Origin of the sequence: Paenibacillus sp. ClWae2A (genome assembly GCF_032452295.1) — a bacterium.
GTDB lineage: Bacteria > Bacillota > Bacilli > Paenibacillales > Paenibacillaceae > Paenibacillus.
On the sequence record NZ_JAULSQ010000011.1, the window covers coordinates 88,055 to 111,042 of the forward strand.

Genomic DNA, 22,988 nt, shown 5'->3' on the forward strand with positions numbered 1-22,988 from the left:
TTAGAGGTGATCCAATAAATCGGACATCAGATTATATCAGACCTGACTTTGTCATCAGTCTCTGGATAATTACAGCTACCTCAGCTCTTGTAATCGACGCTTTCGGAGCGAATTCTTCAGTTGCTCTACCTGTGATAATACCCGCTTGCAGGCCTTTTGCGATAGCGCTATTGGCCCATGGAGAAATGTGCTGAGCATCTTTAAATATTGGCAATGCATCATCTACTGTAGCGGCTGGAAGCTTGGCTTCCAATCCGGTGATACGCATCGCTCTCTCCAGAATGACGAGTGCTTCCTCCCGTGTAATGGTTTGGGATGGGTGGAACATGTCATCCTCATAGCCCTGAATAATTCCGTATTGCTGTGCCTGAGCTACAGCACCGACATACCAATCGCTCGAAGATACATCGTTAAACGGAGCGCTGCCTGTCTGATCAGGCAAGCCTAGCGCACGTACCATAATTGCAGCGAACTCAGCGCGTGTAATGGCGGCATCTGGATTGTAGTGTGTCGCATCCACTCCATTAATGACCATTCTGGATGCCATATCCTCCACGGCGTCTTTAGCCCAATGAGACTCCACATCGACGAAGGTCATCGGGTGCCAGATGAGTGAGTAAGTGCTATTGGTCAAGCTATTCACAACAGCGTAATGCTTTCCGTCACGAGTGGTTACGTACGTTGGCACATGACGAATGACTCCATTTTCGTCCAGCACCACGGCAGTAGTGATTTTGCTCAGATCAGCATTGTCTGACAGTGCAATTTCCCTGACAACGTAGGAGTTGAACTTGTTAACCTCTACTGTTTTGCCTTCGTTTGAGGCAGTAATCATAAAATCAACAGGAGGCACAATTACAGTAAAACCTTTTTTGCCTGCTTCATTGTTCATAAGTGCATTCTTGGCAGAGTCATTGGCTGTAATGTCTACATGGAGAGTTATATCTGCAAGCTTCACTTCTCTCCCCAATTTTGTAGCCAATTGGTCAATTGACACTTCGGCGGCTGGCAATTGATAATTGCCAGCTGGTGTGCGAATCTCCAGAACAGCATGTTTGTTCTCCAATTGTTTTATAGCATCTCCGGTCAACACTGTGGATACGTTATCTTCCTTGGATGTCACAGGGATGATGATAACAGGCTTGTCTTCGGTCTTGGCAAGTTGTGCTGCCAACTTATCCGTATCTACCTTCACGGTAAGCTTCGTTTTTCCATTCTCCTTCGATGAGGAAGCCGAGGCGATACCTACCTGTTCCTTGCCTTCAACAAGAACACGGAAACCCTCCTTGTTGTTTGGAACAACGGGAGCAACTGGAGTGCTTGGTGCAGCGGGTGCTCCGCCTGTAGATCCGCCAGATGAATTCCCGCCAGGCTCTACGTTTGGCTGCTTGATGGTGTAGGTCTCTGTCATAACCTCACTATTGGTCATGCCTTTTTTCACTGCGACGGCTTTGATGGTCAATCCATCCGTAACAGGGATCGGAGCGTTATAGATCGTGCCGTTGTCGATGCTAGGTGTAGTGCCATTGGTTGTAAAATAAATCGTTGCTTCGTTCGTTGGTGTTGTCAGTGTCACGGTCGTGCCTGAAGCGACGGTTCCTCCAGTTGGACTAGCAGCCGGCTTCCCGGCCTGTTGTGTGATCATGTAGCTCTCGGTCATAAGCTCGCTATCGTTCAGGCCCTGCTTTACAGCGATAGCGTTGATCGTCATGCCGTCCGTAACGGGGATTGGTTCAACATAGATCGTGCCGTTGTCGATGCTTGGGGCAGTGCCATCCGTCGTATAATAGATCGTTGCTCCACCCGTAGGTGATGTCAGTGTCACGGTTGTATCTGGGGCCACAGCTCCTCCAGCAGGACTAGCAGCCGGCTTCCCGGTTTGCTGCGTGATCGTGTAGCTTTCGGTCATAAGCTCGCTATCGTTCAGGCCCTGCTTTACAGCAATAGCGTTGATCGTCATGCCGTCCGTAACGGGGATCGGTTCAACATAGATCGTGCCGTTGTCGATGCTTGGGGCAGTGCCATCCGTCGTAAAATAAATCGTTGTTCCACCCGTAGGTGATGTCAGTGTCACGGTTGTATCTGGGGCCACAGCTCCTCCAGCAGGACTAGCAGCCGGCTTCCCGGCCTGTTGTGTGATCGTGTAGCTCTCGGTCATAACCTCGCTATCGTTCAGGCCCTGCTTGAGAGCGATAGCGTTGATCGTCATGCCGTCCGTAACGGGGATCGGTTCAACATAGATCGTACCATTCTCGCTGGTTGGCGCAGTGCCATCCGTCGTATAATAGATCGTTGCTCCAACCGTTGGTGATGTCAGTGCCACGGTTGTATCTGGGGCCACAGCTCCCCCAGCAGGACTAGCAGCCGGCTTTTCGGTTTGCTGCTTGATCGTGTAGGTCTCCGTCATCACCACGCTATCGGTCATGCCTTTCTTGACTCCAAAGGCCTTGATGGTCATTCCGTTCGTAACGGGGATAGGACTGCTATAGACCGTGCCGTTGTTGATCGTTGGCTCAGTGCCATCGGTTGTATAATAGATTGTTGCTCCACCGATACCCATTGTCAGTGTAACGGTTGTACCTGACGTTACGATGCCACCGGACGGACTTGCCGCAGGTGTCATGGATAATTTCTTGATTTTCGAGTGCTCCAGATCTGTCACGTACACATTATTGAACCGATCTGTGGCTATGCCAAAAGGGGTAAGGAAGCTTTCCGATCCTGTGATGTTCTCCCATCGTACCGCACCGTTCTTCAATCTTTTGATCTTATTGGTTGCTCCATCGGCTACGTACACATTGCCGATATTGTCCACTGTTATAGCTGCGGGACTCGTAAAGTTCCCTGTAGTGGTAATATCCATCCACTTATTTGCTCCACTTGGCAGTTTTTTAATTTTCCTTTTATTTATATCTGCCACGTACATATTACCGGCACCATCAATGGCTATACCATACGTAGAAGCGAAGGACTCTGTACCTGTGATATCTGTCCAATTTGTCTCGCCACTTGCCAACTTCTTAATCTTGCCGCTGCTATCTGCCACATATACATCACCAGAAGAAGTGACAGCTAATCCATTCGGATACATATTCTCCGCTCCCGTGATGTCGAGCCATTCGGAGGTACCGCTAGACAGTTTCTTAATTTTTCTATTTCCTCGATCTGCCACATATACGTTTCCAGCATTGTCTACGGCTACACCTGTTGGAGATTTAAAGCTTTCCGATCCGGTGATATTTGTCCATTCTGTTGCTCCATTTACGAGTTTGTTAATTTTGTAACTTTGATAATTGACCACATACATACTACCGAAGCTATCTACCGCAATACCAAGCGGTCTGTTAAATATGGCCTCACCCGTGATGTCTGTCCACGTCATCCGCTCCTCGGTAAAGTGCTGATAGTTCAAATAGGGATAGCCGTCATTTTTACTTTCATCGATGGACCATACGCCGGAATCGGCAAAGTTCCAGCCGTTGTACGTCTGCTGTTGCCTCATAGCCGAACTGGCTGTTGGCTCGCCCTTCCCGGTATCGCTCATGCCCGAAACATCTTGGTCGTAATAAGATGCCGTTATTGCTCCTGTTCCGGTCCCACCGATCAAGCCGCCGGCAGTAGCCGCAACATTCGCTTTAACTACAGCCACGGCATAGGAGCGATCCACGTTCAACGGGCTGTTCTCGGCATATGCAACCAAGCCCGCAGCAACTACTTCTCCAGCCTCCACAGTACCTATAAAATAGCTATCCGCTATCGATACAGTGCCACTGGCTATACCGACCAGTCCGCCAGCAAAAGAACGTGCGCTAACAGAACCCGTAGCATAAACCTGGCTAATGGAGGTATCGTTAGCCTCTCCGATCAGGCTGCCTGCAAAGTTTGAATTCGAATTCACATAGCTGTTCTCCAAGCCAAGATTGCGAATCGTTGCCGTTTTCGTTGCGCCGAATAAACCGTTACGAGTCTTACTGGAATCATTCTGAAGGTTAATCTCCATATTGGAAATGGTATGTCCATTCCCGTCAAATACCCCTGTGAAGGGCGTTCCAGTGGTTCCGAACGCTACCCATCCTGCTCCTTGGTTGTAGGGTTCAACATCCAGATCGATATCTGCAATCAGTTTGTAATAATATCCGACCTGATCAGGGTGGCCGTTAGAATACAGGTGTGTCCTTATGCTGTCAAGCTGTTCCGCCGTTTCGATTAGCCACGGATCGTCCTGTGTACCGGTCCCTCCAGCAAAAGCAACCGAATCTGCCCATGCACGGCCGGATAGTCCGAACAGACCAATCAGTTGCAACATAATCAATACAACCGCTATCGTTTTTGTAAAACTCCTATTGCTTATCTTCTTTCGAATGGGTATCTCTGGGTTCGAACTCATCTTCAATCAATCCTCTCCATTACATTGTCAAAGATAACGATATCATGAAGCTCTTAACATTTACTGAAAAGACTGTTCTGCGTAATGCGTGAAGGATATTGAATATGCTCCTAGAATTATGTTTTGGAAGGCTGTTTATCAATATTGATGTTGAAAGGATAGGGCGAATGACTGAATATAGAATGGCAACTCCGGATGAGCGTGAAGAATGTATCGATTTAGCCAACTATGCTTTTCACTTGGAATTTGAAACTCTGATGCCCAAAGGGTATGGGAAGAACGTAGATTCTTCTGCCATGCATAAGGTAGCTGTGGATGAGAAAGGCAGGCTGCGCGCGCAGGTAGCTGTTTTTCCAGAGCCTCTGACAGTATGTGGCCATACCCTGCGAACCGGCTATTTGGGTACTGTATCGGTCCATCCACGAGCGCGTGGCGAAGGACATATGAAGGTGCTCATGGACATGTGGCTTGAGGAACTGCGCAATACGTGTGATATGGTTGTATTATATGGTCAGCGGCAGAGATATGAGTATTTTGGCTTCACGCTTGGCGGTGTAAAGCTCAAGTATTTCGTAGGAGAGGCCAATGTGCGCCATGGCTTAAAACATGTGAACGACACAGGAATATCCTTCAGGCCGTTCTTCGAGATTGAAGGAGCAGAGTCCTTTGCACATAACATCAACACCTCGCGGCTTGCTTTTGTTGAACGTACGGTGCAGCAATTACCGCTTATTTTCGGCAGCCTCCATCAAAAGGCGCTGGGCGTTCTGGATCAAGATAAACTGATCGGGTATCTAATTGTAAACGAAACAGGCGATGAAATATCTGAATTTGCGGTGGAACATGCGGCAGATATTTGGCGGACGATTAAGGCTTATATGGTACATAGCAGAACAGATCGTATATCTATATTTACACCGGAATATGATATCCCGCTGAATACGACACTTGGCAACATTGCGGAAGACTATGTTATTGAGACATCGGATATGTATCATATTCTGGACTTTGCCAATGTATTGGAGGCATATCTGACACTCAAATTCAAGACCACAGGGATAGTAGAGGGAGAATTCTCAGCAGTCATGGACGGTCAGCCGATTACTGCGCGAGTGGATGCGAGTGGTGTGACTGTCGAGCGATCTGCTAAGACCGATGCCATTGTCCTTGATAAGCAGCAGGCCCAGGCGCTTCTACTTACACAACATGGCCGTTATATGGCAGTTGCTGCGCCTGTTGGGTGGTTTCCGCTCCCGATATTCTGGTATAAGATCGATAAATTCTGACAAATCCAACGAGTATTGAGGATGTATAAATTAGAGATGAGGACATGAAGGCCACTCCATCGTTGGGGTGGTCTCTATGCTGATCAACGACGCGGACTGGAAGGATACGCTTTTGATCGTATTATGGGGTTAAATCGACAAATCGATGTTTCTATGATAGGGTTGAAGCATCCCATAGGCATTCTACTCTTCGGAGTAGAGTGCCTTCATATATATTATGGGAGCTTACATTAAATGTATTTTAAAATCAATTGGATCGTATATGGAGGTGGTGATGCTATGTTTCTCTCTTTAGCCCCAACAGGGGATGGTTGGATGAGTATGAAAAATGTGAAAATATCATTTAATAAAGAGGAGCGAACATAGCATGACTACTAGCTTTCAAGCGGAGACCCGCATTCCATTAAATTCTTCACGACTTAGGGACCTACGTAAATCCGGGCGTTTGCCAGGTATTGTTTTTGGCAGAAATACGGAGAATGAGATGATTCATATTCCAACAATAGAATTTCAAAAATGGTTGAAGCAAGGAGCGTCTGGTTTTATTGAATTGCAGTTTGAAGAGAAAGGCTCATTGACCGTACTATTGGAAGACCTCCAACGTGATTCCGTTACACGAGATTTGATTCATGTGGATTTTCAACAGGTACAGACCAATGAGATTATGCGTACTAAAATTCCTGTCAAGTTCAACGGCACACCGATCGGAACAAAACAGGGCGGAGTTGTGCAAGTTCAATTAGCTTCCATTGAAGTGGAGGCATTGCCGAGACACTTACCAAAGTCGATTGAATTTGACATTAGTACTATGGAACTTGGAGAAACGCTACATGTAAGTGATGCAACGTTTGCACCAGATGTGACGGTGATCTCTGAGGGGAATGAGTCTCTTCTATCTGTAGTTAAACCTTAACAATTCCAAATTCGCAAAGCTGAATAAGTCAAAATTAGCCGTACGGGTGATCGTGATCATCCGTACGGCTAATTTGTGCTGATCACGATATGTGTTGGCGTGCTCCCATCCTCACAAGGCAGGTAGTCTGGAATTCACCTCATGTATGTCTTTTGCTCGCGTACTGGCGCAATTATCCTGATATTTCGCTACCCTTTCTCAGTTCATTCGCAAAATTCAGGTGTAAAGTAGGTAGACTCAGGACAAGTGATCACTATAATGGAAATAAGATACATATATAGTTGATATATAAGAACAGATGCGGATGAATTAACGCTCAATATAGAGATAAGGATGAGCGGTGGTAAACCTGAACCGTAAGGTCATTGGCATAACATTTCTAAACAGGGTGGTTAGCAAAAAAATGGACAAATTAAAGAATAGCGGATTCTATAAACTGAGATTCTTCATCACTCCTGAAGAGTTTAAAAGCCTTTTGCAGCTTTTGGAGCATCGGCAAGCGCAATTCTATCGTACCAATGCTGCCCGAACAGAGCATGATTATAATCAGGTGTACGACGCATATCAGACGTTCTATCAGTATTTTGTGGCAGGAGAAAAGAGAGATGACGTCCATCCCTTCTTTGTTTACTCTATCTCTATTGCATCGGATCAAGAAAGTTCAGGATTTTTTGTGAGAAATGAAGGGGTTTCTTATCCATATCACGGACAGTGGGCAGAGGATGAGCTGCCGTGCATCATGCTTTCATTTCCGAAAGGTTTTCAAGTTAATTTGGAAGACGAAAAAGGAAAATATTATATATATGAGGATATCCGGGACCATAAGCCGCTGACCTATGCGTTTTTCGATGAAATAAGGGACTCTATCAAAAAAATGACTAAACCCCTTCGCTTCTCAGCCCAGGATGCAGATGCGATGAAGGAGCAAAAACCCTCTGTGCGTATAAGCCTTGATGCAATGCACGACTTGAGCCAATCGTGGATATTCAGTAAATATGGACTTTTGATTCGTGGCAAATAGGAGGGGGCCGAAATGATGTTCGCCCTAAAGATTATCTGTACCTGGGTACTGCTAGCTGCCTCATGTTCCGCAGTGTGGTGGAGCTTCAGAACAGAAAAGCTTATAACCATCTCATGGCTGGCGTTTCTGCTACCGGCTGTATTCCAGCTCGTTACCGCTTTCCGGATTGGTCCAGGCCAAGCAAAGTCACTCATCGTGTTCGGCTGCATCAATCTGGTGTTTGCTATCCTTGTGGGTGCGGGTGTCTGGTATCTAGTCCAAATAGCCAACTCATATAGAAGTGGCCGATAATCGACAAATGGAAAGGAGAACTCCAATCATGAAGCCAATGCAAGAAATAGAGACACTGGCCATAGAGATTGCCGCTGCCGCCAGAACGTCTTTTGGTGCTCTTTTTGAAAATGGTGAACGTTACTATTATTGTACGTTATACACTACTGGCGAGGGACATGCGCCAAGCATCTCTGCCTGGTCGTGGGAAGCTTTGGCGTTGGAGTCGGCTAGCCAAGCAGAAGAAAGTGATACGCCGGTATCCACGATTGCGGATCTCATTAAATGGTCGTATGCGGATTCGCCCTATTGTTGTTTTGGGGATGATCACTTTGACGATGTCAAACAACGATATAACGAGCGTCCTTACATTGCGGAACTGGAGAATGATGATTGGAATCGGGAGTTGGATGTGAGGTTGAACGCCATGGAGCTGGCGATGAAAATGCTCGATGATGAAGGCGTGTTTGCCTTAAATCAACCACGAGAGTCCGTATGTGTCCTTGTTGAAGTCATGCCGCCGGATAAGCTCAATACCGAAATTGCCTTACGTTTGAATCGGGCGGAATCTCCGGCTATGCAAGCATGGTTGGCGGAGGCGGCAGAATAGAAGCATCTGCAATTTGGGAACTCTGACCGTCTACTATGTTCCATATCGACTTGATTAGCTCATTAAAGTGATAGTGAAAGTAGGACTATAATTCTCGAACCACCTTTGTACAGTAAAGGGTGGTTCTTTTTTGTGTCTGCGACCCTCGGACAAACACACTTTTTCTGCCTTGTCCACATTTATACCTCACCAAAACTATTTAACTGCATCTAATAGATTATCAATAAAAAGGAGGTTTTGAGAATGGGAAATAGAAGACCTGGAGCACCTAGTGGTTATGACCCTGTTCAGATCTATAACTCGACTTCGTTTAATGCGAGTGGAGTAGTGGAGTATGCATCCATTTTTTGTAGCAACGATAGATATAGTGTTCAGCGTGACGAGACTTGGAGAGCCTCAAGCCGTGGAGTCTGCTTGGTAACTAGAATCACAGCAACGGTTAGAACACCGAGTGGAAATATTGAGGCTGAACCGTATACTTCTTCCGGTACTTCTTACAGCCAGTTTGCCATCATACAGGTAGGGGTAAATCAGTTCCGAGTGACGCGTGTGACAAGTGCGATTAGAAAATGCCGGAAATAACCGAAGAGGGTTAATATCGAGATTAGGTACGAAACATGAAGAGACGACTTGCCCGGGCTAGCAGGCAGGTCGTCTTTTTTCGTTTTAATGTTTCTTGTACCATAATATTCTGCGGTGCATCGAGGAATCTTTCAAAAGTCGGAAAGGCCGTAAGGCTGGTTGATAATTGCCTTCGATAATCCAAATTCGCCGTTTCTTGTCGATGGCTATATCGAACCCGACTTGTCTAAGCATAGGGTAATGTTCTCCCAATCGTTTGGCAGCTAATCGTGCAACTTGTTCCGCTCTGACAAGTAAGCGCCGATCTCCAATTCGAGCCAGTCTCAGTGCTTTAAGAACTGGAATGGGGCGGTTATTCACATTGGTGACTTGGTATCCTTGTGCTGCGACTTTAGCATAGGAACCTGTCACGTTCCAAGTGGACGAGGAACCCTTTTTGCGCTGAACCATGATCCGAATGTCGAACGGCCTGTGTTTAATTTGAGCAAGTTGCAGACGCTTTTGGACAATATATTCATCACTTTTGTTTGTTTGTTCGATCCATTCGAGTAACTGATCGTTGTCTCTCATGGTGACTGTGTTATTTTCATTTTGAATACGATAAGCATTTGCACCGCTTCGTTTAATGAACAGGATACCCCTTCCGTAACTGCCATTACGAGGTTTCAGTACAACGCTGGGATACTGAAGAAGCATACTCGTTAGCGTATCCTTCTCAAGCAACTGTGTTTCTGGCAACCGTTCAGCGAGAGAAGGCTCATCGCGCAGAATGCCATACTGCAACCATTTGTCTCTTTCGAATAATATTGGAATCACAGCCTTTTTACAGACTTCTACGGTAATTCTAATTCAAATCAGTGATCAGCATAAGCGGCCATTCGTCTATATTTATGATCAAAGGATCTCACCGATCATCATCATAGATGTGCTATGCATTTTATTGAAGGTTGAATCACAGGGAATGACACTCGAAAACGATCCTCCCAAGCTGTATGTTAAGTACTTGCGGTATAAACATCCGCAACAAAGGATAGCCCGGCGGGGTCGGGATAGGACATGTATTGAAGATAGTTTACAACTGTAAAGGAAACGATCACTTTATATTCGCCAGCAGGGATCGGCCCAGTGGGGATGGAATAAAAGCGTATATTTTGCCAATTGAAGGGGAAATCGAGAACGACAGGTGTGGGGTCCATGCTTCCATCTAATAGCAAGACACCTAACGGTGGTGTCGATATAATGGTATTCGTTGTTGCGTCCACCAGATCGATCTGTGCCTCCATGGCATTATCAGCGAATGCCGTTAAATTAATCAAAAATTCCCCTGTGGCAGCTAACGTAAAGGAATCTGTGGCTGCGGCAAAGCCAAACACTTGTCCCGGAGCTGTCGTTGCATCCCATACTATAACTGGATTGGGAACGGCTCCGAATACAGGATTATTGTCATTATTAAATTCCGTTAAGATGCTCCAAAGCGGAAATTGGGCCACCTCTACAGCCAGCGTACCGGTTCCCAAATTAGCAGCGGCTACGGCTGTATCACGGTCTGCTGCTACATATACATTCGTTGCACTGCTGCTTAGTCTCTGGACAGGGGTGATAAGTGAAGTTGGGACAAACGGGTTTTCAACAAGAAATGGAATATACAGAGTTACCAAGTCTGGATCGATGATTGCTTGACCCGTACCTGGTCCCCCACCGTTGACGTTGGGTCCACTCGGATCGCCCCACCAGTTATTCGTGGCATCGAGATTCAAATTCGGCGCTGTATTATTGTAACTTCCTGTAGCTACAGTTAAGCCAGCCACCGTATTCCCTACGATACTGTTATGTTTGGCGCGGATATTAGAATTGAGGACAGCGGTAAAATCCAGTTGAACGTTAATTGCGTTGCCCGTATTGAATTGCAAGATATTGTTCAAAATCGTAATTCGATCATTTCCGCCCGATAAAAAAATGCCGTCAGACGTATTGTTACTAATCGTATTATTTAGAATACTGATGTTCTGACAAGTAAGCATAAAAATTCCGCCATCCGTAATAATCTCATTGTTAGAAATGATAACATTCTCGAAGGCAGTAGTTTCACCACCTAATAAGGTCATCGTCCCCTGATTATTGGTAAATTTATTATTGTCGATGAGAGCATTGGAAAATCCTTGATCGGAATAAATACCGTTTCCGCCCCCGGGTCCTGCCTGATTGTTGTTGTTAATAAGATTTTGTTGCACCAAGCATTCGATGGAACCGTTCGAGTTTAGGTATAAGCCGATTGTATTGTTCTGAATGATGTTATTGAGGAACCAGAACCCCGACTGGGCTCCATTGGCGTTGATTCCGGTACCTAACGTATTGTTTTGTATTGTGAACCCGTCGATGACCACACTACTGCTGTCAATGCTGGAAATAAGGAAGAAAATGCCTGAATCTGTACTGCTTTGTACCACAGATTCTTCTGCAGGATTACCTGAGCGGGTACGCGCGTCAACCCCATATTGAGCACCGTGCAGTTGAAGTGGCTTATCGATATCAACGGATTCATTATAGACTCCAGCCGCTACCTGTACGGTTCCTTGGGGAGCTACTGCGGCTACGCCTTCTGTAATTGTACCGAATGCATTAGTTCCAATGATCATTCCCGGACCTACCACGGTCCCAACGGGCAGTCCGATCCATGCGCTATTAACAAAAACCTCCTGAGGCATCCCTGTGCGCTCCTCTCATGACTACCTTTTTGTAAATCCATCGGATTACAGATTGAATAGATGAAATTTAATTTCCATTTTGTTCATTTTATGAAATGATAAATGAAAGAATACATCATATTTATCGCTATACCATCGACAGATAACCAACATGCCACAGTCCTATTCCTAGTATTTTTCACCTATGAATTAGCTGATATAAGAGTGCAACTTTTTTACCAATATATATACAAGTTATTCGTTTACTGTATGCCCTTTCGATGTTATACTCACAATATTCAAAAAAGAATCTGTGAAAATATGTCGAATTGAGGCTTATCAGGATGATTATAGGTAAACAAAACGGCGAAACGATCATCCTCATTCCATCACTTGAACCGGATGAGAGACTTCCAGCCTATGTACGGCAATTGCGAGAGTATGGATTTACTAATATTGTTATTGTGGACGACGGATCGGGTGAGGCCTATCAGTCGATTTTCGAGGAGCTTCGTGAGAACGGTTGTGCTCTGTTGACACATACAGAAAATCAGGGAAAGGGTGCGGCACTCAAGACCGGATTTGAGTATATTGGACAGCAATTCGATGCATCTTCCTTCGTTGTAACCGCTGATTCAGACGGACAGCACGCAGCTGAGGATGTATACCGCATAGCTCAAGAAGCAAGGATTCATCCGGACTCATTGGTGCTCGGGGTAAGGAACTTCAGCGAGGGGAATATACCCCCAAAGTCCCTGTTAGGCAATCGGATGACCTCCTTTATTTTTGCCATGCTGTATGGTAAAAAGCTGTCAGATACCCAGACTGGGCTTCGTGCCTTCGGTCCAGGGTTACTTGCGTTTATGCAGGATGTTCGCGGCACTCGATTTGAATATGAGCTGCAGATGCTCATCTCGTGCATTCAGTCTGGCATACCGATTCATACCATGCCAATCCAAGTCATTTATGAGAATGGCAATGCGGGAACTCATTTTAAAGCGATCCAGGATAGTGCTCGGGTCATGGGGGTGTTGTTCTCCAATTTCCTGAGGTTCATTTCATCATCGGTGGCCAGTTCGGTTGTTGATTTGGGCATCGCCTGGTTTTTGATCGACGCATTGCGGCCCATGTTGGGTGAGCAGCACTATTTAAGAATTCTGCTCGCCACCGTTATTGCGAGAGTTATCTCCATTGTGGTCAACTATGTACTGAACAGACATTTTGTATTCCGCAAGGAGGATAGCCAGGGCAGTCTATGGCGCTATCTGACGTTATGCGGAGTAGTGATTTTGCTATCCAGTACTGGCGTATATATATTCCATACCGTTCTCTTCGTAGATGAGAAATTGGCGAAATTCGTCTGTGATGCCTTGCTGTTCCTGCTCAGTTTCCAATTGCAGCGAAGATGGGTATTTGCAGCAAGGAGGAAGCAGTTGTAGTGCAAAACGAAAAAAGGCAGAATATCTTTTTTATCATCACGATGATCCTGATGTCGATTTATTTGGTATGGCGTACGTTCTTTACGTTGCCATGGGGTGAAGGCATGCTGAACGTCATTTTTGGGATGTTGCTGATTGTGGCTGAAACGGTCACCGTACTAACAACCTTTGAATTATTCTTTCAAAAGATGCAAAAAGAACGTACACAGCTCGACTTTCCAATCGTTCCGCCGGAGTATTATCCGGATGTGGATGTATTTATTGCTACGCATAATGAGCCTGTCGATCTGTTATATAAAACCGTTAATGCCTGTACGTTCATGGATTACCCGGACAAGCAGAAGGTTCATATCTATCTCTGTGACGATGGAGCAAGACCTGAGGTGGAGGAGCTTGCGAGACAGTTTGGTGTGGGATATCTGGGGTTCCCCGGAAACAAGGATGCCAAGTCTGGTAATCTGAACAATGCATTGAGCAAAAGCTCTTCTCCGCTCATTGCAACGTTTGATGCAGATATGATTCCGCAGCATACCTTTTTGATGAAAACGGTACCCTATTTCTTGCTCTCCACGTTTATTAAGGAGAATGAGGAATGGCGTCCTCGCCGAGAGGACGAGATGGACCCTAAGTTCAAGCTTGGTCTGGTACAGACCCCGCAGAGTTTCTACAATCCGGATCTATTCCAGTTCAACCTGTATGCAGAGCAAGGCATTCCGAATGAACAGGATTTTTTCTCCAGAGAAGTGAATATCCTGCGTAATGCTTCCAATGCGGTAGCCTATACCGGAAGCAATACGGTCATTTCTAGGCAAGGAATGGAAGACATCGGAGGTTTTCCGCTGAATACCATCACCGAGGACTTTGAGACAAGCATCCGCTTGCAGCAGGAAGGTTACATTACCTATGCGACTCAAGAGGTTCAAGCTGCCGGGCAGACAACAACAACAGTGAAGAGCATGATTAAACAGCGGATTCGCTGGGCAAGGGGTATCCTTCAGAGCCTGCAGAATACGCGTGCACCCATATCTGGAAAGCTCCCTTTCTGGACGAGAGTGACCTACTTAAGCAGTTTCTTATACTGGTGGTCCTTCTTTAATCGGTTGATTTTCATTTTGGCACCTATTCTGTTTGCGTTATTCGACTTCCAGATTGTGAACACAACCTTCTGGCAAATCCTAATATTCTGGCTTCCATCTTATTTCTTCTACAGTGTATCCATGCGATATCTGTCCAGCAATATTCGAAATCAGCGATGGAGTCAGGTTATCGATACCATATTTATGCCTTATCTGATCTGGCCGGTTCTTCTAGAAACGCTGGGTATTCGCGAGAAAAAATTCAAGGTTACCAACAAAAGCAGAGCCAGCGGTCGACAATGGATGTCAGCTCTAATATATGCACTTCCGCATATCTTCTTGCTGTTGCTTTCCATTGCAGCCGTGATTCGGTATGTCAATGGCAAGTACGGCATCGCGCTGTTCTTCAGCAGTATCATTATTTTCTGGCTGATTCATAACATGATCGCGCTATGTTACGCCCTGTTCTTCATGATTGGCCGTCGTGCGTATCGGGAGACAGAACGGATTCGGGCGCAGGAAGATGTCACGATTCACGACCAAGCCAACAATCTGCGATATCAGGCCAAGACGGTTGATGTATCCGAACAAGGTATTGCCTTCTATGTCCCTTATCCCATTTATTTGGCTGAACAGAAAATTATCTCTTTGGTTGTCAAAACCGACCGGTATGAAGCCGATCTCGATGCAGTCATCGTGTATGTGAAACAGGATGGAGAGGGCTGGCGTTACTCCGCAACGGTTCAGCCGATTGATGAGAATGATAACCGCCAATACATGCAAATCATCTACGACCGTAAACACTCATTGCCAGAGCAGATGAATCTGTGGGATACGGCTTATGACGATATGTTACGCAATGTGAAAAAAAGGATTGTTCAACCCAGATCGGATCAGCGAAAAATGCCGCGGCTTTCCCTTCAGCTTCCAGTTCATTTCACCAATGATGCTAGCTGTACGCTGCGCAGCTTCAATTATCGTTTCTTCTCCGCGACGGGGTTCCGTGGTGATATTGCGGCAGGAGCGGTCGTTACTTTTTATACGAAGAGTAATATTGAAGTCATTTTGCAACATACGGGAAAAACGACAGCCCGTGAGCGCGAAGTGCTTCTCTCGGTGGAGAATATCGATGATATTGTGGAGAAGGGCCTGATCGACCAATTGCTGACGGATCTGATTCAGCCACATTCCGATCGTTCCACCAGAGAGGGTTAGGAGAGATAGAGATGCTCATTGTGCTTCATTTTGTGATGGGAGTTTTATTGATATTCTCCTTTCTTGGTTATATGCAGTTTGTACGGAAGGCACTATCACTACGTTGGGAGTTCATTCCTGTATTTGTGTTTTCCTCGATTGCTTGCCTTGTTTTTCTGAGTGGTTTGGCAGGGCAGCTCTTTACGGGCAGCCTTGTCATCCTGATTGCAGGTTTGCTTTTGTATGGGGGAATGTTGTTTCTCAGGCTACGCCGAGGGGCATCATTACGTATGTCCTTTTCCATATTCCAATTTTCATTCCTGGCAGGGACTTTTGTTTTCTTGCTGGTGCTCTTTCAGAACCAATTAACGCATTACGATAATTTCTCCCACTGGGCTATCGTATTGAAGCAGATGTTAAGTACAGATGCCTTTCCGACGCCAGACTCTAACCTGATTGATTTTAAAAACTATCCGCTGGGGACTTCGTCATTTATATATTATGTCTGTCGCTTCATGGGGCACTCCCAGTCCGTAATGCTCTTGGCACAGGGATTGCTTATCTTTTCCTGTTTTTATGCCATGTTTGGCATTGTTTCGGAGAAGAAACGCTTTCTTCTGTACGCTTTTCTCGGACTCGGGTTATCTACACTTTCGTTTTTCAATCTTACGATTCGGATCACCAACCTGCTCGTGGATTTCTTGCTTCCGATCTACGCGCTCGCGATCTTGGCGGTGATTTATCAATATCGAAATGAGATCAAAAAGGCATGTATTGTTGTTCTTCCGCTTGCGGGATTGCTGAACATCATCAAAAGCACAGGGATTATTTTCGCCGCGATTGGCCTAATCTTCCTGGTGTATACCTGGTTAAAACATAAGCAAAAGTTCGAATGGAAAACAGCACTCGCTGTCGTGGGCACGATCTGCGGTGCGCTGATTCCCTACTTCGGCTGGAGCTGGCGAATGGCGACGGTGTTCCAAGGCATTGATAACAAGTTCGATGTGGCTACGTCGGGGATTCAGGCCGGCAAAACGCCGGAGCAGATGCAGGAGATTCTGTGGACTTTCCTGAAGGCCAGTACGGATCTGACGACACGACCAGTGATCGGCATTGTTATTTTCCAACTTATCGCGATTGCAGCATCTGTATTTGCCATCGTCGTGCTCAAGAAGAAGTGGAACTTGTGGAAAGCACTAATTGCTCTGGACGTTGTACTGTTATTGTATTATGCAGGTATTCTGGCGCTGTATCTCTTCTCCATGCCATTGGATGAAGCCATTGTCCTGGCAGGCTTTGAGCGTTATGCATCGAGTATCGTGGTGCTGTTCGCCGGTGGGCTGGTGTTGTGCGCTGCGATCGACTTGGAGCGATCATTTCACTATCGGATTGGTGAAGTTCCTGATTATCAGTCCTTTAAGACGGTTGAGACAAAAGGCCATTATCAAAAAGGTATTATCGGCTGTATCGCGGTTGCTGCCACCATCCTTTTGTCCGAATACAATGGTATCGTGTCTATCGCCCAAAGCTATGATACAACGCTCCCTTACAAGATTCATGCGGTTACCGGTGATCGGTGGTACCCAGGTGGGCAAGAGGATAATAACAGATATCTCTTCTACGCCTCAGACAGGGACCAACAGGTCACGAACTATTACATGCAATATGTAGGGAAGTATTTCTTGTATGCCCCTCATGTGGACGGGATTGTGTTGTTCTATGAGGATAATATGGACAACCTTCTGAGCGGCTATGATTATCTGGTGGTCGTCGAGACGGATCTCAACGCCAAGTGGTTGCTGAAAAAGCATTATGGCATCGACATGCAAGAGGGGATTTATAAAATTACCCGTTCGGGAGAACAGATTGTTCTTACGCTGACCAAGGTATAGCTTGAGTAGGTCATAAGCGATAGCTTACTGAGAATAGCCAGATATCATCAACGATTCCATAAGAAAGAGGCAATTGTGCGTAATAGCGTGCAATTGCCTTTTTTACTAAAGTTTCCTCTGAATCGGATACATGGCGCGTAGGTTCACAGGTGAAAATGATAACAAACATAATACATTGACTGTTCGAACAAACAGTATTACAATGAAATCATAAGTTGACTGTTCGAACAAACAGTATAGGAGTGAATGCGTCATGACTAACATCCAACCGCCCAATCAAGACGAGCGAAGAAGCGCGATCATGCAAGCGGCTTTTACATTATTCGGTCAAGTGGGCTACACTAAATCAACAATGAAAGAGATTGCAGCGAAGGCGGGTGTAGCCCAAGGGCTGATCGGATATCATTTTGGCACGAAAGAAACGCTATTGGTGGAAGTGGTCAGAGAATGGATGATTAATAAAGGGATGAAGGCTGCCTTCTCGAAGCTGGATTTGGAGGTATCTCCTACAGAAATTCTTCAGCAGGGGTTACTGCACGTAGTCGAATTTCGAAAAGAAAATCGGGAATGGTTCACCTTGTTGATTAACCTCTGGACGGAGAGCGTCAACAACGAGAAACTTGCCACAGAGTTGGTGATGCTATATAAGGAAATGAAGTTGGGCATAATGGAGATCATTGATCGGATGGCACTACCATTGAACACGCACGAAAAAGAGATGCTAGTGTCACTGATTCAGGCTGTATTCGATGGCTTGACACTTCAGGCACCTGTAATGTTGTCCGCAGAGCCTATCAACCACGAGCAGGTATCAATGGGTATTGGATGGATGCTTGATGGCATTACCATGCAGAAAAAAGGAGAATGACATGAATAATCAAATATTGATTAAGATAGAAAATGCTATCGTTGCAGTGCTGGGCACGTATTTCTACTTTTCCTACGGTTACAGTTGGTGGATTTTCCTGCTTTTGCTGCTTGCTCCCGATTTATTTATGTTCGGATATGCATTTGGCAACAAGGTGGGAGCATACGTGTATAATATAGCTCATACGTTCGTAACGCCGGTGCTCTTGCTATTGGCAGGACACATGTTCTCTATCTCATTCCTGACTATGATCGGCTTCATCTGGTTAGTTCATATTGGTGTGGATCGCACGGTGGGCTACGGTTTAAAATACACAACCGATTTCAAAGATTCCCATCTCCAAAGAATATAGTGTTCTTTGCCATCACAGTATGATGCAAGGGCAATGGATTTTATTGAAATCCCCTGGCAGCTTTTATATGCCAGGGGATTGGTTCATTATAGAAGGACGCTCCATAAGCTGGATGTGTGCATAGTAGCTACTCGTCTATTTTGCATGATATCGCCCTCTCGGCACTACCATCGGTGATCCCGAAACGGGGTCTTCAATGACCATTCATTCCAATCCGAAAGTGTCTTTGACTTGTGATGCGGTTATCACATTCCTTGGTGAAGTAGTCTATTATCCGTTCTTAACGGAAGATTTATAGGGTGAGAGAGGTAGGGTTTCTATTAAGTAGGGATGAAGATAATATCCAAGTATTTCATTTCAGATCATGGTATATTTCTAGTATTAAATAATTAAGGAGATAACTATGAGTCGCACACTAGTTTTTTCACTAAAAGTAATACATCTGCTGTTAACCACGATCCTGCTGTTTTCCCTAATTTCTGTACATCCTGCTCAGGCAGAGGGTGAAGGTGCTAACATTGAGGATGGTGTAGTAAACAGTCAGTTGAACCTTAATTGGTCTTCGTTGGATGAGTTAAATAGTGGAGTTTCCCATTCCATTGCCTATGGTGGAGGGATTTATATGATGCCGGCTGCCGGAGGTTATGTGAAAACCTCTAAGGACGGAGTTACATGGAAGACAATCTATACTGGGGATCCAGTAGATTTTAGTTTGATTATTCGTGGAAAGTCAGAATTCATGGGTTTTCGTGAGGAAGCAGATATCGTAACCGTATGGACATCCAATGATGGTCTGTCATGGAAGAAGTTAAATAATTCAATACATATAAAATTTTTAAAAGACGCCGTATGGAACGGGAAACGATATATTGCAGTTGGTGGAACAACATATGAAGGAAAGATTTTCTCTTCAGAGGATGGATTAACGTGGACCGAAAGAAAAACAGGGATCTCCACCAGTTTTACAGCCGTAGCATGGGGCAATAATACCTTCGTGGCTCAAGGTTATGAAGGCGGAGTCGTAGCGGTATCCAAAGACGGAATCACCTGGAAAAAGGTGAAGACCAATCAGCCTAATTATGAGCAAGTTTGGGATATGACCTATGGCGGTGGAGCTTTTGTTGCTGTAGGGGATGCAACGATCATGACCTCAAAGGATGGGCAGAAATGGACATATGTATCGTCCAAAGCCTTTTGGTCCAAGGTGTACTGGGCGAAGGACAGGTTTTATATTTTTGGTTTTGAATATGTGAATAAAGCCAATCATGTCTTGAAGGATGTCAACTGGACATCCAAGGATGGTAAGAGCTGGAGCGATGCTGGGTTTGCAACCACCCCTAAGCAGAATCCGTTTTTTACCATCCACAACGGCAAGCAGTATATAACGATTACGGATGTTGGTATCCAAACATCTACAGATGGAAGAAAATGGAAGCTAACAAAGCGATTCCCTTTTGTACTTCCAAGTAACGTATACGAAGCAGCTGTAAACAAGGATAAGCTGGTGTTGGTGGGTGGGTATCGTAGCCGGCTTAACTTCCTTTCCGTCAGCTCGCAGGGCTCAGCGAAGATGAACACGTCAGGCAAGTGGCAATCTTCTAATGTAAACCAAGCTTATCCGCTTCGGAGTGTTGTGTGGTCAGGGAAGGATTTTTTTGCGGTAGGAGATGACGGGAAGATGATGTCCTCTGATGATGGGGTAAAGTGGACAGTCATTAAATCACCGACAACTCAATCACTTACGAGTGTGTTATATGCCAATAATACGTATTACGTGGCAGGGGAGGCCGGCACGATTATTTCTTCCAAGGATCGGAAGACGTGGAGAACATTGAACACTAATGTAAAGAAAAAAATCAATGCGATGGCATCCAACGGCACAACACTGGTAGCCGTTGGAGAAAAAGGGCTTTTGCTCGTCTCCGAGGATGGTCTGAAGTGGAACGAAATCCCGGCACGGTTTCCTGGACATAATTTCGATGTGGTATGGGGTGACGGAAAATTTGTCGTGACCACTGCCAGTCACTATGGGAATGCACAGAGTGCGGTTATTTTGACTTCAGAGGACGGTAAGAAATGGGCGAGGACAGAGTTCCGTGACGAATTATATGCTCGTGGAATGAACACTGGATTCTTTGGCATCTCATACGTGGGCAATCTCTTCATTGCTGTTGGCAGTGAAGGTTCCATCTTCCTTTCCGATGACGCTGAGAAATGGACCAAGCAGGATGTCTTGACCGTAGACGATTGGTACAATGCGGTGGAGTTTAAAGGGAAAGTGTACGTTTTTGGAAATACAGGTAAAATCGTTATGGCTGACCTCAACTCCTTGAAACGGAGCTACTAATTAAGATGCTTAAAGGGAGATTCTATATGCGTAATCAATTTATCAAAAGTATGATCGTTTTATGTTTGGTTTTTGTACTATTACCGACCACTATTATCTCGGCTGCATCGCTTATCAAAGACCCGGTCTTGGCCAAAGTTATTCGAGCAGATTTGAAACTGTCGGCTAAGAAGGAAATAAAGGTTGCCGATTTGAAAAAATTAAAATCCATATATGCTATGGGAACGAAAAATAAGATTTCTAACTTGCAAGGCCTTGAACATGCCGTTAATATGACGGATCTATTCTTGCCTGGTCAAAATATAAAAAATATTAAGCCACTCAACAAGTTAAAAAAATTGACGTTCTTAGCTATTGAAGGCAATCAGATTGCAGATATCTCACCACTTTTAGGTCTGACTAATCTTCAAAATCTGGTTATGGACGATAACAAAATCAAAAGCCTGGCTCCATTAAAAAATATGCATAAGCTGACCAGTCTACTCGCCAGTGGTAATCAGGTGACCGATCTAAGTCCTCTTCAGAAGTTAAAGCTGGAATGGGTTATTATGAATGATAATAAAATTCAGGATCTAACTGCTTTAAAAAATCATCCGACCTTGGAGTATTTATATGTAGAAAATAACCTCATTGAGGATATTGCAGTGCTCGAAACCATCCCACATCTAACAGAGGTATATTTGGCTAACAATCCGTTGAATGAGCGTGCAGAGCAAGTTGTGAAAAAGTTGGAGAAGAAAGGCATCGTTGTAAGTCTGGTTAGCGATGAAGCGGATCAGGCGAAGTAGTTCGATTAATGAAGATGTATATGTACGAAAAGGTTAATCCCTCATTATATTGTATAAAAACAAAGAAGGCCGTAGATATTCTGACGGTCTTCTTTAGATATGTTGGATAGAAACGCTCGGTAACAACTTAACGCCGTCCCACAACAATATTATTCCACTTCGATCTCCTTCACCGTCTCCCCCTCAACCAGCGCCGGCTGATAGTAGGTGTTGGTTGGCAGATCCTTTTTGCCTTGCAGATTCTTGATCACCCAGTCGGCAGCATCGCGGCCCATTTGTTCTTGGGGGTGGGTTAGCGTTGTTAGCCTGATGTTGGCGTTCTTGGCGATATACGAATTGTCCTGTCCAATGATGGATAACTCATCCGGGATCGAGATGCCCAGCTGCCTGCAGGCGTGCACGACCTCTAGTCCCACCTCATCGTTGTAACAAACGATCGCGGTGAGCGCATCCCTGTTTTCGTCCAGATACGTGGCTACATTAGAAGATAACTCTGGTTTCGTTGCGGTATCAAAGGAAAGTACTTGCTCAGGATGGAACCGTAACTTCGCTTCACCCAGCGCCTTGATGTACCCCTTCATCCGGTACTTGCCCTGCAAATCATCCATTTTGGCAATAATGCCGATCTGGGTGTGGCCTTTGGCAATCAATTCCCGTGTGGCGAGATAACTGGATTGCACGTCATCCAGACAGAAGAACGGAACCTCCAGCTCCTCATAGAACGCATTAATCATCGTAAACGGCACATCCTGCTCTTTGAAGGACAGATAGTATGCAATGTTTGGATTGTACAGATTACTTTTGGTCGGTTCGACGATCAGGCCATCCACGCCGTAGGAGAGCATCATTTCGAGTGCTTTTTTCTCCTGCGCTACATCATTATTGGTGCTGGCCAGCAGTAACGAGTAGTTGTCCTCATTCAGACGACTCTCAATACCGCGGATAATGGACGGAAAGATGTAATCCGAGATGTATGTCGTGATCACACCGATCGTCTTCTTCGACGTATTGCCGCCTGATCGTGATCGATACTGATTGCTAACGTAGGTCCCTGACCCCTTTTCGCTTCGTAAAAACCCTTCATTAGATAACTCCAAAATAGCCTTCCGCACCGTCTGGCGACTTACGGTGTAGCTTTCCTGTAATGCCAACTCGGTTGGGATCTGTTCGCCTATGCTATATGTCCCCGAAAGGATATGACTCTTAATATCATCAATGATGACCTGGTATTTTGGCTTCATGTAGTCCACTTCTTTCATCGTTACTCATCTATATAAAC

Annotated in this window: 17 protein-coding genes; 13 read left to right on the plus strand and 4 right to left on the minus strand. The window is 45.3% G+C overall.

Going from position 1 to position 22,988, the window contains the following annotated elements; genetic code table 11:
* Positions 1-31: 31 nt before the first annotated feature.
* Positions 32-4,387 (minus strand): chitobiase/beta-hexosaminidase C-terminal domain-containing protein, encoded by a 4,356-nt coding sequence (locus QVE09_RS24720; protein ID WP_315938945.1) that lies wholly within the window; start codon positions 4,385-4,387, stop codon positions 32-34.
* A gap of 167 nt (positions 4,388-4,554) precedes the next feature.
* Here QVE09_RS24720 and QVE09_RS24725 point away from each other — a divergent pair, with 167 nt between their 5' ends.
* The 6 genes from QVE09_RS24725 (at position 4,555) to QVE09_RS24750 (ending at position 9,069) form a co-directional block, all read left to right on the plus strand.
* Positions 4,555-5,673, plus strand: a complete 1,119-nt coding sequence (locus QVE09_RS24725) for a GNAT family N-acetyltransferase (protein ID WP_315938946.1) — start codon at positions 4,555-4,557, stop codon at positions 5,671-5,673.
* A 367-nt stretch (positions 5,674-6,040) separates the two neighbouring features.
* On the plus strand, positions 6,041-6,586 hold the full coding sequence (locus tag QVE09_RS24730) for a 50S ribosomal protein L25 (RefSeq protein ID WP_315938947.1): 546 nt from the start codon (positions 6,041-6,043) through the stop codon (positions 6,584-6,586).
* Between the two features lie 403 nt (positions 6,587-6,989).
* Entirely contained in the window at positions 6,990-7,607 is a 618-nt protein-coding gene (locus QVE09_RS24735; protein WP_315938948.1) for a hypothetical protein, read from the plus strand.
* Positions 7,608-7,619: 12 nt separating this feature from the next.
* A complete protein-coding gene (locus QVE09_RS24740) occupies positions 7,620-7,898 on the plus strand; it encodes a hypothetical protein (RefSeq protein WP_315938949.1) in 279 nt (92 codons plus the stop codon).
* A gap of 28 nt (positions 7,899-7,926) precedes the next feature.
* Complete coding sequence (locus tag QVE09_RS24745) at positions 7,927-8,487, plus strand: DUF4303 domain-containing protein (RefSeq protein WP_315938950.1); 561 nt, start codon at positions 7,927-7,929, stop codon at positions 8,485-8,487.
* A 243-nt stretch (positions 8,488-8,730) separates the two neighbouring features.
* Positions 8,731-9,069 (plus strand): hypothetical protein, encoded by a 339-nt coding sequence (locus tag QVE09_RS24750; RefSeq protein ID WP_315938951.1) that lies wholly within the window; start codon positions 8,731-8,733, stop codon positions 9,067-9,069.
* Positions 9,070-9,153: 84 nt separating this feature from the next.
* Here QVE09_RS24750 and QVE09_RS24755 read toward each other — a convergent pair whose 3' ends face one another.
* On the minus strand, positions 9,154-9,852 hold the full coding sequence (locus QVE09_RS24755) for a YheC/YheD family protein (protein WP_315938952.1): 699 nt from the start codon (positions 9,850-9,852) through the stop codon (positions 9,154-9,156).
* Positions 9,853-10,064: 212 nt separating this feature from the next.
* Positions 10,065-11,774: a right-handed parallel beta-helix repeat-containing protein gene (locus QVE09_RS24760; RefSeq protein WP_315938953.1), complete on the minus strand. Its 1,710-nt coding sequence runs from the start codon at positions 11,772-11,774 to the stop codon at positions 10,065-10,067.
* A 323-nt stretch (positions 11,775-12,097) separates the two neighbouring features.
* Here QVE09_RS24760 and QVE09_RS24765 point away from each other — a divergent pair, with 323 nt between their 5' ends.
* From QVE09_RS24765 to QVE09_RS24795, 7 genes are all read left to right on the plus strand, one after another.
* Positions 12,098-13,192, plus strand: coding sequence for a GtrA family protein (locus QVE09_RS24765; protein WP_315938954.1), 1,095 nt, complete (start codon positions 12,098-12,100; stop codon positions 13,190-13,192).
* Entirely contained in the window at positions 13,192-15,483 is a 2,292-nt protein-coding gene (locus QVE09_RS24770; RefSeq protein ID WP_315938955.1) for a glycosyltransferase family 2 protein, read from the plus strand. The genes QVE09_RS24765 and QVE09_RS24770 overlap by 1 nt, the downstream gene beginning before the upstream one ends.
* A gap of 11 nt (positions 15,484-15,494) precedes the next feature.
* Positions 15,495-17,354, plus strand: coding sequence for a hypothetical protein (locus tag QVE09_RS24775; protein WP_315938956.1), 1,860 nt, complete (start codon positions 15,495-15,497; stop codon positions 17,352-17,354).
* 253 nt (positions 17,355-17,607) lie between these two features.
* Positions 17,608-18,222 carry a TetR/AcrR family transcriptional regulator gene (locus QVE09_RS24780; RefSeq protein WP_315938957.1) on the plus strand — a complete coding sequence of 205 codons (615 nt, stop codon included), beginning with the start codon at positions 17,608-17,610 and terminating at the stop codon, positions 18,220-18,222.
* Position 18,223: 1 nt separating this feature from the next.
* Positions 18,224-18,574 carry a DUF4260 domain-containing protein gene (locus QVE09_RS24785; RefSeq protein WP_315938958.1) on the plus strand — a complete coding sequence of 117 codons (351 nt, stop codon included), beginning with the start codon at positions 18,224-18,226 and terminating at the stop codon, positions 18,572-18,574.
* Positions 18,575-18,977: 403 nt separating this feature from the next.
* Entirely contained in the window at positions 18,978-20,921 is a 1,944-nt protein-coding gene (locus tag QVE09_RS24790; RefSeq protein ID WP_315938959.1) for a DUF6242 domain-containing protein, read from the plus strand.
* A gap of 26 nt (positions 20,922-20,947) precedes the next feature.
* On the plus strand, positions 20,948-21,709 hold the full coding sequence (locus QVE09_RS24795; protein ID WP_315938960.1) for a leucine-rich repeat domain-containing protein: 762 nt from the start codon (positions 20,948-20,950) through the stop codon (positions 21,707-21,709).
* A gap of 149 nt (positions 21,710-21,858) precedes the next feature.
* Here QVE09_RS24795 and QVE09_RS24800 read toward each other — a convergent pair whose 3' ends face one another.
* Positions 21,859-22,950, minus strand: a complete 1,092-nt coding sequence (locus QVE09_RS24800; RefSeq protein ID WP_315938961.1) for a GntR family transcriptional regulator — start codon at positions 22,948-22,950, stop codon at positions 21,859-21,861.
* Positions 22,951-22,988 lie beyond the last annotated feature (38 nt).

What these genes read in the sequence shown, in the direction of transcription:
- QVE09_RS24720 (WP_315938945.1), bottom strand. Translation starts at nt 4,387, where the DNA reads ATGAGTTCGAACCCAGAGATACCCATTCGAAAGAAGATAAGCAATAGG.
- QVE09_RS24725 (WP_315938946.1), top strand. Translation starts at nt 4,555, where the DNA reads ATGACTGAATATAGAATGGCAACTCCGGATGAGCGTGAAGAATGTATC.
- QVE09_RS24730 (WP_315938947.1), top strand. Translation starts at nt 6,041, where the DNA reads ATGACTACTAGCTTTCAAGCGGAGACCCGCATTCCATTAAATTCTTCA.
- QVE09_RS24735 (WP_315938948.1), top strand. Translation starts at nt 6,990, where the DNA reads ATGGACAAATTAAAGAATAGCGGATTCTATAAACTGAGATTCTTCATC.
- QVE09_RS24740 (WP_315938949.1), top strand. Translation starts at nt 7,620, where the DNA reads ATGATGTTCGCCCTAAAGATTATCTGTACCTGGGTACTGCTAGCTGCC.
- QVE09_RS24745 (WP_315938950.1), top strand. Translation starts at nt 7,927, where the DNA reads ATGAAGCCAATGCAAGAAATAGAGACACTGGCCATAGAGATTGCCGCT.
- QVE09_RS24750 (WP_315938951.1), top strand. Translation starts at nt 8,731, where the DNA reads ATGGGAAATAGAAGACCTGGAGCACCTAGTGGTTATGACCCTGTTCAG.
- QVE09_RS24760 (WP_315938953.1), bottom strand. Translation starts at nt 11,774, where the DNA reads ATGCCTCAGGAGGTTTTTGTTAATAGCGCATGGATCGGACTGCCCGTT.
- QVE09_RS24765 (WP_315938954.1), top strand. Translation starts at nt 12,098, where the DNA reads ATGATTATAGGTAAACAAAACGGCGAAACGATCATCCTCATTCCATCA.
- QVE09_RS24775 (WP_315938956.1), top strand. Translation starts at nt 15,495, where the DNA reads ATGCTCATTGTGCTTCATTTTGTGATGGGAGTTTTATTGATATTCTCC.
- QVE09_RS24780 (WP_315938957.1), top strand. Translation starts at nt 17,608, where the DNA reads ATGACTAACATCCAACCGCCCAATCAAGACGAGCGAAGAAGCGCGATC.
- QVE09_RS24785 (WP_315938958.1), top strand. Translation starts at nt 18,224, where the DNA reads ATGAATAATCAAATATTGATTAAGATAGAAAATGCTATCGTTGCAGTG.
- QVE09_RS24790 (WP_315938959.1), top strand. Translation starts at nt 18,978, where the DNA reads ATGAGTCGCACACTAGTTTTTTCACTAAAAGTAATACATCTGCTGTTA.
- QVE09_RS24795 (WP_315938960.1), top strand. Translation starts at nt 20,948, where the DNA reads ATGCGTAATCAATTTATCAAAAGTATGATCGTTTTATGTTTGGTTTTT.
- QVE09_RS24800 (WP_315938961.1), bottom strand. Translation starts at nt 22,950, where the DNA reads ATGAAGCCAAAATACCAGGTCATCATTGATGATATTAAGAGTCATATC.